Below are 12,485 nucleotides of genomic sequence, written 5' to 3' on the forward strand. Positions count from 1 at the left end.
CTGAACCCTTCACCGCGATGCGACACTCGCGGCCATGCGCGCCGCCCAGATCCTCTTTTCCCAAGGCTTCGGCAGCCGCCGCGAATGTGCGGCGCTGCTCGCCGCCGGGCGCCTGCAGATCGCCGGCCGCGCTGTCGAAGACGGCAACGAAGAGTTCGACGAGGCCGCGGGCCTGGTCTACACGGTGGACGGCATCGACTGGCCCTTCCACGCCAGCGCCCTGGTGGTGATGAACAAGCCGGCCGGCCATGAGTGCTCGCGCCAGCCGCGCCACCACCCCGGCGTACTGAGCCTGCTGCCGCTGCCGCTGCAGCGCCGCGGCCTGCAGCCGGTGGGGCGGCTGGACGAGGACACGACGGGGCTGCTGCTGCTCACCGACGACGGGCCGCTGATCCACCGCCTGACCTCGCCCAAGTGGCATGTGCCCAAGGTCTACGAGGTCACCACCCGCCACGCGGTGGACGAGGCCCAGGTGCAGGCGCTGCTGGCGGGCGTGGTGCTGCACGACGATCCGCTTCCGGTGTGCGCCGCCGCCTGCCTGCGCGTGGCCGAATGCGCGCTGCGGTTGACGCTTACCGACGGCCGCTACCACCAGGTCAAGCGCATGCTGGCCGCGGTGGGCAACCGCGTCGACGCGCTGCACCGCAGCGCCTTTGGCGCGCTTGCCCTGCCTGCCGACTTGGCGCCGGGCGGCTGGCGCTGGTTGACGGCCGAAGAAAAGGCCGCGCTGGCGCCCTGAGGACGCCGCAGGCGGCCTCAGCGCGGCGCTTCGGCCAGGCGCTGGGCGATGCGCTCGACGACACGGCCGTCGATGCCGTGGCCGAGGCCGGCAAAGAGGTCCAGCGTCGCCTTGGCGCCCAGGGCACGCAGTTGCTGGTCGGCCTCGACCGCCAGGCCCACGGCCATCACGCGGTCCTGGTCGCCATGCATCAGGTGCAGCGTGGTGGCGGCCGGTGCGACGCGCGGTGGCTGGGCGAAGCGGCCGGCGATGGCGATCACGCGGCCGGCCGGGGCGCTGGCCTGCTGGCTGGCTTCGAGCGCCATGATGGCGCCCTGCGAGAAGCCGATCAGCGTCGTGGCGGCAGCGCTGGCGCCGCTTTCGCGCTGCCAGGCGGCCACGGTCTGCAGAAAGCCCGGCATCGCCGCGGCAATGCGGCCGGGCCGATTGGCCTCGGTCACGCCCTGCACCGAGAACCATTGCCAGCCGCTGCCGAACTCAGAAGGCAGCGGCGACCGCACGCTCACCACCCAGGCCGCCGGCCTTTGCGCCGCCAACGCGCGGGCAAGCGGCAGCAAGTCCTCGGCGCTGGAGCCGACGCCGTGGAAGAGCAGCAGCAGATCTGTGGCGGGCTGGCCTTTGGGCTGCTGGACGATGAGGGCGTCTTTCATGGCGGGTGATCCTGTGGGGCGGGTGGGCTGGCGCGGGCAAGTATCGACGGGCCGCGGCCGATGCGCGTTGTGCGCGCCGGCCGCGGCCGTCTGCGTCGGCAGACCTGAGGCTCAGGCCTTGCGCAGCCAGGTCGGCGCGATGGCGGTGCCCAGGCCGGCGCCGTAGCCGAGGTAGATGTTGAGCCCGGCCAGCGGCTCCAGGTAGCGCGCGTTCTTCAGGCCGCCGGCGTCGACCACGGCATAGCCCAGGGTCTCGGCCAGTGCGCCGGCCGTGTGCTTGGCGCGTTCGCTGTCGCTGGCGACGAAGACGCTGGCCTTGCGGCCATTGCCGAAATCGGCCCCCTCGGCCAGCACCTGGGCGAACAAGGTGTTGAAGGCCTTCACGACCTCGGCGCCCGGCACGGCCTTGGCAATCTCCTCGGCGGCCGAGGTGCTGTGACCCAAGGTCAGGCCCATGTAGTCGGGCGTCAAGGGGTTGGTGATGTCGACGACGACCTTGCCCTGCAGCTTGCCCACCGCGGCCAGCGCGGCGGCGGCGTCGGCATAGCCGGTGGCCAGCACCACGGCGTCGGCATCGTCGGCCGCGCCGGCCACGGGCACGGCGCGCACGCCGGGGTGGGCGGCGGCGAGCTGGGCCGCCTTGGCGGCGTCGCGCGCCGTGACGCTGACCTGGTGGCCGGCGCGGCTGAGTTGCTTGACGAATGCCGAGCCCATATTGCCGGCGCCGATGACAGTGACCTTCATGAGATTTCCTTGGTGGCTGCAGCAAGATCGCTGCGTTGGAATGAACTGTAGGCATCCCTTCAAACTTGATAAATCACTCAAAAGGCGACTTACTGTTCCACAAAGTGGAACATATTGCGCCTGTGCGCCGGCAGCGTAGCCCCTCGTCGCTGATCAGGGCTGGGGGCCGCCGAAGGCGGTCTGCAGCATGTCGACGAAGACGCGCGCCTTGGGCGGCATCAGCTTGCGGCCGGGGTAGACGGCCGAGGCCAGTTGGGCCGGCAGGGCCCAGTCGGGCAGCAGGCGGCGCAGGGCGCCGCGCTGCACATCGGCGGCGGCGCAGTAGTCGGGCACGGCGGCAATGCCGGCGCCGGCGCGGGCCAGGCGCACCAGGATCTCGGGCGAATTGGCCAACACCCGGCTCGGCGGCACATCCTCCCAGCGCAAATCGCCGCGGCTCAGCACCCAGGGTACGGGCTCGCCGTTGCGGCCGCGCAGGCACAGGGCCTGGTGCTGCAGCAAATCCTGCGGCGTCTGCGGCAGGCCGTGCTCGGCGATGTAGTCGGGTGAGGCATAGAGCCCGGCCGGCAGCAGGTTGAGCCGGCGCGCCACCAGCAGGTTGTCGCTGGGCAGCTCGCCGATGCGCAGCGCGACGTCGAAGCCCTCGCTGAGCAGGTCGACGCGGCGCGCCGAAAGATCCAGCTCGAGCGAGATCGCCGGGTACATCGCCACAAAAGCCGCCAGGCTGTCGGCCAACAGCAGGTTGGCGATGTCGGCCGGCATCGAGACGCGCAGCTGGCCGCTGGGTGCCGCCTGGCGGCGTTCGCGCAGCGCCGCCACGGCCTCGACCTCGGCCACCACCTGGCGCGCGTGCTCCAGCAGCAAATGGCCGAACTCGGTGAGCGTCTGGCGCCGCGTGGTGCGCAGCAGCAGGCGCTCGCCCAGCAGCTGCTCGAGCGCGGCGATGCGGCGCGAGACGGTGGACTTGGGCAGACCGGCCTTCTCGGCGGCGCGGCTGAAGCTGCCCAGCTCGGCCACATGGGCAAAGACGAGCAGGTCGTTGAGGTCAAGCTTGGCGATGAATTGTTCCATTGCAAGAACAATGATATCCATTGCGATGGATTGTTGCCTCATTCGCGAAAACCTACAGTGTGGTCATCGCGATCCCACCCCGTTCCTCACCCACCCCCCTTCCGAAAGGCAAACATCATGTCCACCACCACACTGCAACAAGTCCTGCCCCTGCAAACCCCGTCCAGGGCCTTTGCCCTCACCCAGCCGCTGCAGAACGCCTTCAGCCTGGCCGCGCGTCTGCTCTTCGTCGTCATGTTCCTGCCCGCCGGCATCAGCAAGCTCACCGGCTTTGCCGGCACCGTGGGCTACATCTCGTCGGTTGGCCTGCCTCTGCCTGCGCTGGGCGCGGCGCTGGCGCTGGGGGTCGAGATCGCTGGCAGCATCGCGCTGCTGGCCGGCTTCGGCACCCGCATCGCCGCCGTCGTGCTGGCCGCCTTCACGCTGGCCGCCAGCGTCTTCTTCCACGCCTTCTGGGCGGTGCCGGCCGAGCAGGCCTTCGTGACCCAGCTGCTGTTCTTCAAGAACATCGCCATCGTCGGCGGCCTGCTGGCCCTGGCCGCCCACGGCGCCGGCCAATGGAGCGTTGACGGCCGACGTGCGTGAGGCGCCTAAGATGAGCCTGCCGGCCCCGGGCCGGCAACTCGACGGGCGGCATCGTGCCGCCCTTTTCGCGTTTGATGTTCCAGCCGCAGCCCCCCATGACCCTCATCACCGGCAACACCTGGAGCCACGAGATCGCGCCCGACGGCGCCTTCGTGCGCGCGGCCACCGGCTTTCGCGGCCAGGTCTCGCGCGCACCCGGCGCCGCCCATGCGCCGGCGGCCGGCCGCTACCACCTCTATGTCTCGCTGGCCTGCCCCTGGGCCCACCGCACGCTGATCGTGCGCGCGCTCAAGGGCCTGGAAGACGTGATCAGCGTCGATGTCGTCCACCCCCATCTGACGGATGCCGGCTGGTCCTTCGACACCGGCTTTGAAGGCGCCACCGGCGACCGCGTCGGCGGCCTGGCCTGGCTGCAACAGGTCTACCGCCGGGCTGACCCCGCCTATGCCGGCATCGTCACCGTGCCGGTGCTGTGGGACCGCCAGTTTTCCACCCTCGTCAACAACGAGTCGTCGGAAATCATCCGCATGCTCAACACGGAATTCGACGCCTGGGCACGCCATCCCGAGGTCGATCTCTACCCGGCCGCGCTGCGCGGGGACATCGACGCGGCCAACGGCTGGATCTACCCCGCCATCAACAACGGCGTCTACCGCTGCGGCTTTGCACGCAGCCAGGCCGCCTACGACGAGGCGGTTGACGAACTCTTTGCCGCGCTGGACCGCGCCGAGGCCTTGCTGGCGGGCCGCCGCTGGCTCTGCGGCGATCAGGCCACCGAAGCCGATGTGCGCCTGTACACCACGCTGATTCGCTTCGACAGCGTCTACCACACCCACTTCAAGTGCAACCGGCGGCAGGTCGCGCAATACCCTGCGCTGCACCGCCACACGGCGCGCGTCCACCGCCTGCCCGGTGTGGCGGCGACGCTGGACCAGGACCACATCCGCCACCACTACTACCACTCGCACCGCCACCTCAATCCCGGCGGCATCGTGCCGGCGGGGCCCGATGTGACGGGGCCGTTGATGGCCCTGCCGCTGGATTGATGCGGCGGCGGAACAGACAAGTCCAGCGCAACGGCTTCCGCGCCTGAAGAGGCCTGACTAAAGTTGATCCAGGCACCCAAGGAACACAGACCATGAACACCCGCACCGAAGACCGCCCCACCCTCGCCCAGCCGCGCCAGGTCGAACGCCTGGTGGCGGGCCAGGCCACCACCGACGGCGCCGGCGTGCGCCTCACGCGCGTGCTGACGCAGTCGCTGCAGCGCCGGCTCGACCCCTTCCTGATGCTCGACGCCTTCGGCAGCGACAAGCCCGACGACTACATCGCCGGCTTTCCCGACCATCCGCACCGCGGCTTCGAGACCATCACCTACATGATCGCCGGCCGCATGCGCCACCGCGACAGCGCCGGCCACGAAGGCCTGCTCGAGAACGGCGGCGTGCAATGGATGACGGCCGGCCGCGGCGTCATCCATTCCGAGATCCCCGAGCAGGAAGAAGGCGTGATGGAAGGCTTCCAGCTCTGGCTCAACCTGCCCGCGGCCGAGAAGATGAACCCGCCCTGGTACCGCGACTTCAAGGCCGCCGAACTGCCGCAGGTGCTGACGTCCGCGGGCGTGGCGGTGACGGTGATTGCCGGTGCCAGCCACGGTACGGCCGGCGCGGTGACGCGCGACGGCACGGCGCCGCTCTACCTCGACCTGCACCTGCCCGCCGGCACCCGTTTCGAGCAGGCGCTGCCGGCCGACCACAACGCCTTCGTCTACGTCTACCGCGGTGCTGTCACCATCGCCGGGCAGGCGGTGCCGGCCCAGCGCATGGCCATCCTGGCCAATGATGCGGCGGCCGACGGCGTGGCCATCGAGGCCACCGGCGAGGCCCGCGCCCTGCTCATCGCCGGCCGGCCGCTGAACGAACCCATCGCCCAGTACGGCCCCTTCGTGATGAACACCCAGCAGGAGATCTTCCAGGCGCTGGCCGATTTCCGCGAAGGCCGCTTCGCAGCCGCTGCCGGCTGAGCCACGCGCTGGCCATGGATCTCCTGCGCCTGAGCCAAAGCCTGCAGCAGGACGCGCTGGCCTTCGTCTTCCTCAACGTGCTGGCGCAGCAGATGGGCCTGCCGGTGCCGGCCGTGCCCACGCTGCTGCTGGCCGGCAGCCTGGCGGCATCACCCTCGCACATCGCCCGCCTGCTGGCGGCAGCCGTGCTGGCCTCGGTGCTGGCCGACTGGCTCTGGTACCTGGCTGGCCGGCGCTGGGGCTACCGCGTGCTGGCCGGCTTGTGCAGGCTCTCGCTCAACCCGGCCTCCTGCGTCACGCAGACCGAATCGCGCTTCACGCGCTGGGGCGTGTCGTCGCTGCTGCTGGCCAAGTTCATCCCCGGCTTCTCCACCGTCGCGCCGCCCATCGCCGGCGCGCTGCGCATGCGCCTGGCGAGCTTTCTGCTGGCCGCCGGCGCCGGCGGCGCGCTCTGGGCCGGCCTGGCGCTGGCTGTGGGCTGGATGCTGCGCGACGCGGTCCACGTTCTCATCGTCATGCTCGACCGCCACCTGGGCCTGGCGCTGATGCTCGTGCTGGCGCTGGCCGGCCTGTGGCTGGCCTGGAAGGTGGGCCAACGCTGGCGCCACCGCCAGGCGCGCGGCCTCGCCCAGCTGACGCCCGACGAACTGCTGGCCCTGGTCGAAGGCGGCGGTCGCCCTCGCCTGCTGGACCTGCGCGGCGCGCTGATGGTGGCCGAGACCGGCCCCGTGCCCGGCGCCATCGCCACCGACCAGGCCCGCCTGTTGCAGGCCGTAGCTGACTGGCCGCGCGACCAGCCCGTCGTCACCTTCTGCGCCTGCCCCGAAGACGCCAGTGCCATCCAGGCCGCGCGCCGGCTGCAGCAGGCCGGCTGGCAAGACGTGAAGCCGCTGCGCGGCGGCTTCGATGCACTGCGGGCCGTGGCCGGGCCGCGCCTGCTGGCTTTGGAGGTGCTCGACCCTGTGCCGCGCTGATCCGCACTGAGCCGCGCTCAGCAGCAAGGCCGCCTGGCGTCACTCGCGTGATGTGCGTAGCGCAAGCCATCCGCCACCGCAACCCCCTGCCACAGCGCCCTTTGCGCCAACCACGGCGTCCCCGCAATCCTCAGAATTCGGGATGACCCGCCGCAGCCCTGGGCGGGACGATGGGGAATGATCGCTTCATGGCCTCGAACGACCTGCGCCGGGTGCGCTGTGCCATCGTCTTTGCCGATCTCGTCGAGTCGGTGCGGCTCTATGCCAGCAACGAGGCCGCGGCCATCGCGCGCTGGCGCCGCTTCAGTGAGCAGGCGCGGTCGCAGTGGTTGCCAGGTACACGCGGGCGCCTGGTGCGCAGCGACGGCGATGGCCTGCTGATGGAGTTTGCCGACGCAGCCACCGCCGTGGCCGGCGCCTTTGCCCTGCACCGGGGCATGGCCGGCCATAACGCCGATGCCGCGGGCGCCGAGCCACTGGCGCTGCGCATCGGCATCAACGTGGCCGATGTCAGCTTCGATGCCCATGAGGCCTATGGTGCCGGTGTCAACCTCGCCCAGCGCATCACCAGCCTGGCCCAGCCCGGCCAGACCCTGGCGTCGGCCTCCACCCGCGACGGCCTGGTACACGGCGTCCACGCACAGATCGAAGACCTTGGCGAGCGCTACGTCAAGCACATCGACGAGCCGGTGCGCACCTTCCGCGTGTTGCCGGCCGACGCCACCCCTGCCGGGCCCGACCCGGCGGCCGGCCAGCCGGTGGGCGATATCCGGCCGACGCTGGCGGTCGTGCCCTTCCAGGCCATGCCGGCCGGCGCCGACAATCACGCCCTCGGCCACGCGATGGCCGACGACATCATCGCCGCGCTGGCCCGCCATCCGGGCCTGCAGGTCGTCTCGCGGCTGTCGACGGCGGCCTTCCGCGACACCAGCCTCGACTGGACGCGCCTGCGGCCCCTGCTGGGCGCCACCTTCGTGCTCAGTGGCCGCTACTACACGGCCGCCAGCCGCGTGCGCCTGAACCTGGAACTGGCCGAAACGCGCCAAGGCCATGTGCTGTGGGCCGACACCGTGCGCGCCGAGGTGCAGGCGCTGTTCGACGGCACCGATGATCTCGTGCCCCAGGTGGTGCAGCAGGTGGCTCGCAACATCGCAGCCTTCGAACTGGCACGCGTGCGCAGCCTGCCGATGGACACGCTGGAGTCCTACGCGCTCTACCTCGGCGCCGAAGGCCTGATGGGCAGCCTGGTGCGGCAGGATTTCATGCGCGGCCGCGAGGCCTTGGAACACCTGGCAGAGCGCCACCCGCGCCAGGCGGCACCCCACGCGATGCTGGCCAAATGGCATGTCAACCACCTCGTGCAGACCTGGAGCGAGGATGAGCTGGCCGACCAGCGCCACGGCAGCGAACGCGCCGCAAGGGCGCTGGACATCGATGCCGACTCGCCCCTGGCCCTGGCCGCTGCCGGCCTGGTGCAACTCAACCTCAAGGGCGACCTTGATGGCGCGCGCCAGCTGCTGGTGCAGGCCCTCGGCGGTGACCCTCAGAACGCGCCAGCCTGGGCCTGGATGTCGGCGGTACACAGCTACAGCGGCGAGCCCGACCAGGCCCGCGCCGCCGCCGCACGCGCCCTGCTGCTGTCGCCACTGGATCCCGAGCGCTATGTCTTCGAGGCCTACGCGGCCATGGCCCATCTGGCCGCAGCCGACTACGCCACGGCCGTGGACCACGCGCGCCAGTCGCTGCGCCAGCACGCCCTGCATTCGCCCTCGCACCGCCTGCTGGTGGGCAGCTTGTGGCTGGCGGGCCAGCACGACGAGGCCCGCACCGCCGCGCAGCGCTGGCTGAAGGCCTTTCCCAAGGTCAGCTCCGGCGCGCGCACGGCGCGCGGACTGGGCGAGGCCGCGACCTGGCGCGACCACTTCGCCGACGCCGTGCGCGAGGCCGGCGTGCCGAGCGCGCCAGACACGCCGCAGGCAAGCCGGGTGCCGACCCAACTGTTCTGAATCCGAGGAGGAAATCCCCATGTCCAATGGTTACCTGTCGACAGGCATCTTCCTGGCCGGACCGGGCGGCGCCCAATGGGGCGGCGAATGGAACCCGAACCCCCACTCCAGCGCGAGCCACAACCCGAACAACCCGAACAATCCAAATAACCCCAACAACCCGAACTTCGATCCCCGCGGCCGCGGCCCGGGCGGGCTTCGGTCACGCTACGACCCCGACTCCATCGGCGGCGACGGCGGCGCCGTCACCCCCGACCCGATGCGCTCGGGCGCGGTGACGCCGCAGCGGCGCAGCCTGCGCTATGAACCGGCCACGAATTCGCCCTGGCCCTGGCGTGACTTCGATCCCGACTGGACCTACCTCAGCGGGCCCGACGCGCTGCTGGCGCAGGCGCTGCGCAAGGTGCAGGCGCGGCTGGTGGGTGAGCGCGATGTGCGGCGCGGCAAGGGCCGCATGGGGAATGTCCAGCCACCGGCCGCAAAGCCCGAGAAGCTCTGGCGCTGGGCCAGCGAATTCCGCCAGCAGGCCGTGGTGGGCGAAATGCTCAACCGCAGCGCTGTCACCGATCTCACGGTCCATCTGCTGGAGCACAAGACGTCGGGAACGACACTGAGCGTGACCGCCACGCCGTTGGTAACCATCGATCCTCCGAACAGCACGTTCAACTATGGCCAGCAGATCGACCAGGTGCTGCGCGCCGCCGTCGAGCGCGAGGAGCGCCTGCCCGAAATCCTGAGCCAGGCACAGGACTTCCGCCCCTTCTTCTACAGCCTCACCGGCCTGGACCGGGTGCCCATCCCCCACGTCGACGAATTGATCCTGGTGTCCTGGGCCTGGGCCACGCACCTGGTGATGATGCTCAAGAACAACATCGCCGAGTACCGGCCGGTGCAGCGCTCGTCGCTGGTGATGCCGGTCATCGCCACCCCGGGCCACGGCTCGCTGCCCAGCGGGCACGCCACGCTGGCGGCCCTGACGGCGCACATCCTGTCGGCGCTGTTGTACCAGCCCGGCAACCCGCGGGAAGAACTGCTGCACAGGCTGGCCGCGCGCATCGCCTACAACCGCGTCGTCGCCGGCGTTCACTTTCCGATGGACAGCGAGGTCGGCCGCCAACTCGGCCGCGAACTGGCCGCGGCCTTCCTTTGGATGGCGGGATGCACCAAGGACCGGCCCCAAACGGCGAAGACCGACACGCTGTCCGAACGTGACGGTTGGCCGGAAACCGGTGCCGCGATCAACCCGGTCGCGATCAACCTTCAGCAGAACGCTCCCCTGGCCCACCTTGGCGCCCTGTGGAAGGCCGCCGCGAAGGAAATCGACAAGCTGAAGATCTGAGCGGCGCGCGCCGGATCCCCACCGTCTTTTCCTCGCCCCACCGCATCAGCAAGGGAGCTTCGCATGCCACGCTGGACCACACCCACGGCGCAACAGGCCGGCGCAAGCACGGCCTCCAAGGGGCCTTCGGCAGGCGTGCCGGCGCAAGCGCCTGCCGATCTGCCCGCGGCCTGCGATCCCTATCTCGCATGGGCGGTGCTCACCGACTGGCGCTGCTTCGCCCTCCAGAAGCCTCCGAAAGGCCATGCCGGCACCGGCACCGAAGACGCGTCGGAATCCGACCCCAACGCCAAGGCCAAGGCCGAACTCGAAGGAGCAGCGGATGCCGAAGCGGAAGCTGGAACCGGCACCCAGGCCGACCAGTGGCTGGTGCGCGTGCTGCTGCAGGCGAAGTCCCGCCAGGCCTTGGCGCGCATCCACAAGGACGGGGCGGCGCGAATTCCCGCCGTCTACATCCAGCCGCTGAGCGGCAGTTCGCACCCGGCCGGCCCCGCGTACGCCACCGCGACCCTCGAGCTGTCGCAACTGGGTGCATTGCTGGCCCGCAGCGACATCCGCCTCGAACTCGCCACACCGCTCAAGAGCCAGGGCTCAGCCCTGCTGGGCGATGCCCGCGGCTATTTCGGCCAGAAAACCGACGAGATCGAGGGAGCCCGGTTCGAAAAGCGGGAGCCCGCAAAACTCGAAGAAGACACTCTTCGCAAGGTCAGAGGCGGCGTGATCGCCGTCTTCGACTATGGCTGCCCCTTCCTGCGCGCCGAATTCACGAACACCGGCGCCGGCCAGCAGGGCAGCACCCGGCTGGCCGCCCTGTGGCAGCAGGACAGCTCGCTGCGGCTCGCCGCGCCCTGGTCCCGACCCACTCTCATGGGTTACGGTGGGCAACTCGACGGCGCCGAATTGAAGGCGCAGTGCATGCAGGCCTTTGCCAACCAGGCTCCAGCGGACGAGACGGAAACCTACCGCAAGCTCAACTACCTGATCGAATACCACGACCCGCGCAGCCGCATCCACCGGGCCACGCACGGCGCCCATGTGCTGGATGTTGCCGGCGGCCGGCCCGATCCGGTGAGCCGCGCGGACGACGATGCGGCCGGCGAGGCCCGCATCGTCTTCGTGCAGATGCCCGAAGCGGTGGTGAGCGACAGTTCGGGCCTGGCCCTGGGCGGCTACCTGCTGGATGCGCTGCGCTACACGCTGGATGCCGCCGACCCGAAGAGCCCGCTCGTCGTCAACGTCAGCTATGGCGGTACGGCCGGCGCCCACGATGGCCACAGCCTCATCGAGGAGGCCATGGACGACCTGCTGGAGCAACGCCCCGAGAACTTCGCCATCGTGGTCTCGGCCGGCAATGCGCGCCGCCTGGGACTCCATGTCAAGCGCACCGCCGCCGGCAACAAGACGGCCTTGTTCCGCATCGAGGTCGCTGCGGGCGATCACACCGACACCTTCATTGAGTTCTGGTCCGAGGCGAGCGCCGGTGTGGCCTACCGGGCCCGCCTGCCCGATGGCGATTGGTCGAACTGGATCGAGCCCGGCGGCAAGGGCGAACTGCGCGACGAAGCCACGACCGAGGTTGTCGCCGCCCTGTTCAACCGCTCACTGCCGTCGGATGACGAATTCCTTGCCCCTTCGATGCAAGGGCCCCGCGGCAGGCGAACGCGCGCCCTGGCCCTGCTCGCGCTGTGCCCGACCGAGGCCCCCGACGACGACGACCGCGTCCTCGCCACGCCCGGACTGTGGGAGGTGGAAGCCCGGCCGGTGCGGCCCGAGAAGGGCAGCGTGCTGATCAACGCCTGGATTCGCCGCGACGACGCACGCGCCTTCAGTGGTCGCGTGCAGACCCACTTCGTCGGCCTGCAGCCCGATGACACCGAGCACACACTCAGCGATCTCGCCAGCGGCTTGCACACCCTGGTGGCCGGGGGCTTCCGCTGGAGCGACGGCATGGCGGTGGACTATTCGTCGACCGGCCCGCGGCGCAGAGGCCAGTTCCCCCTGGTCTACGGCCTGTGCGAGTGGGACTCGGTCGACCCCGGCATACGTGCCGCCGCGGTGCGCCGCGGCGAGACCCTGCTGATGAACGGCACCAGCGTCGCGGCGCCGGTTGTGGCGCGCCAGGTCTACAACCTCATGGCCGCGGCTTCGAAGATGGGCAAGTCCTTGAACCGCAGCCAATTGCTTGACCAACTGCACCAGTTGGCCAGGACCAGGGGTTCCTTTATCCGCGTCGACGACTTGCCTCGCTGAGGTGCCCCGCCAGGCCCCGGTTGAAGCCCACCGCGGCGGCCTGGGCGTAGCGCGGCGTGAGACTGCTTTTGAAGCCGTGCCGGGTGCTGCCAGGGGCATCGGAT

General features: G+C 70.3%; 11 protein-coding genes. 8 read left to right on the forward strand and 3 right to left on the reverse strand.

Annotation, left to right across the window (positions count from 1 at the left end; genetic code table 11):
* The first annotated feature begins 34 nt into the window (after positions 1–34).
* Complete coding sequence (locus JMV16_RS02745; protein ID WP_201492601.1) at positions 35–739, forward strand: 16S rRNA pseudouridine(516) synthase; 705 nt, start codon at positions 35–37, stop codon at positions 737–739.
* 17 nt (positions 740–756) lie between these two features.
* Here JMV16_RS02745 and ypfH read toward each other — a convergent pair whose 3' ends face one another.
* The 3 genes from ypfH to JMV16_RS02760 all read right to left on the reverse strand — a co-directional run bounded on the left by ypfH (position 757) and on the right by JMV16_RS02760 (position 3,204).
* Positions 757–1,389 carry an esterase gene (gene ypfH / locus JMV16_RS02750; protein ID WP_201492602.1) on the reverse strand — a complete coding sequence of 211 codons (633 nt, stop codon included), beginning with the start codon at positions 1,387–1,389 and terminating at the stop codon, positions 757–759.
* Between the two features lie 111 nt (positions 1,390–1,500).
* A complete protein-coding gene (locus JMV16_RS02755) occupies positions 1,501–2,133 on the reverse strand; it encodes an NADPH-dependent F420 reductase (RefSeq protein ID WP_201492603.1) in 633 nt (210 codons plus the stop codon).
* A gap of 153 nt (positions 2,134–2,286) precedes the next feature.
* Positions 2,287–3,204 carry a LysR family transcriptional regulator gene (locus tag JMV16_RS02760; protein ID WP_236580319.1) on the reverse strand — a complete coding sequence of 306 codons (918 nt, stop codon included), beginning with the start codon at positions 3,202–3,204 and terminating at the stop codon, positions 2,287–2,289.
* Between the two features lie 117 nt (positions 3,205–3,321).
* Here JMV16_RS02760 and JMV16_RS02765 point away from each other — a divergent pair, with 117 nt between their 5' ends.
* The 7 genes from JMV16_RS02765 (at position 3,322) to JMV16_RS02795 (ending at position 12,381) form a co-directional block, all read left to right on the forward strand.
* The gene (locus JMV16_RS02765; RefSeq protein WP_201492605.1) at positions 3,322–3,789 is read left to right on the forward strand and encodes a DoxX family protein; all 468 of its coding nucleotides are present in this window, start codon (positions 3,322–3,324) and stop codon (positions 3,787–3,789) included.
* 95 nt (positions 3,790–3,884) lie between these two features.
* Positions 3,885–4,835 (forward strand): glutathione S-transferase family protein, encoded by a 951-nt coding sequence (locus tag JMV16_RS02770; protein WP_201492606.1) that lies wholly within the window; start codon positions 3,885–3,887, stop codon positions 4,833–4,835.
* A 92-nt stretch (positions 4,836–4,927) separates the two neighbouring features.
* A complete protein-coding gene (locus JMV16_RS02775) occupies positions 4,928–5,812 on the forward strand; it encodes a pirin family protein (RefSeq protein ID WP_201492607.1) in 885 nt (294 codons plus the stop codon).
* A 14-nt stretch (positions 5,813–5,826) separates the two neighbouring features.
* The gene (locus JMV16_RS02780; RefSeq protein ID WP_201492608.1) at positions 5,827–6,786 is read left to right on the forward strand and encodes a VTT domain-containing protein; all 960 of its coding nucleotides are present in this window, start codon (positions 5,827–5,829) and stop codon (positions 6,784–6,786) included.
* Between the two features lie 188 nt (positions 6,787–6,974).
* Positions 6,975–8,792 (forward strand): tetratricopeptide repeat protein, encoded by a 1,818-nt coding sequence (locus tag JMV16_RS02785; protein ID WP_201492609.1) that lies wholly within the window; start codon positions 6,975–6,977, stop codon positions 8,790–8,792.
* 19 nt (positions 8,793–8,811) lie between these two features.
* On the forward strand, positions 8,812–10,131 hold the full coding sequence (locus JMV16_RS02790) for a phosphatase PAP2 family protein (protein ID WP_201492610.1): 1,320 nt from the start codon (positions 8,812–8,814) through the stop codon (positions 10,129–10,131).
* 63 nt (positions 10,132–10,194) lie between these two features.
* Positions 10,195–12,381, forward strand: a complete 2,187-nt coding sequence (locus JMV16_RS02795) for a S8 family serine peptidase (RefSeq protein ID WP_201492611.1) — start codon at positions 10,195–10,197, stop codon at positions 12,379–12,381.
* Positions 12,382–12,485: the final 104 nt, after the last annotated feature.

The sequence above is a fragment of the Rubrivivax sp. A210 genome (assembly GCF_904426505.1).
GTDB lineage: Bacteria > Pseudomonadota > Gammaproteobacteria > Burkholderiales > Burkholderiaceae_C > Rubrivivax.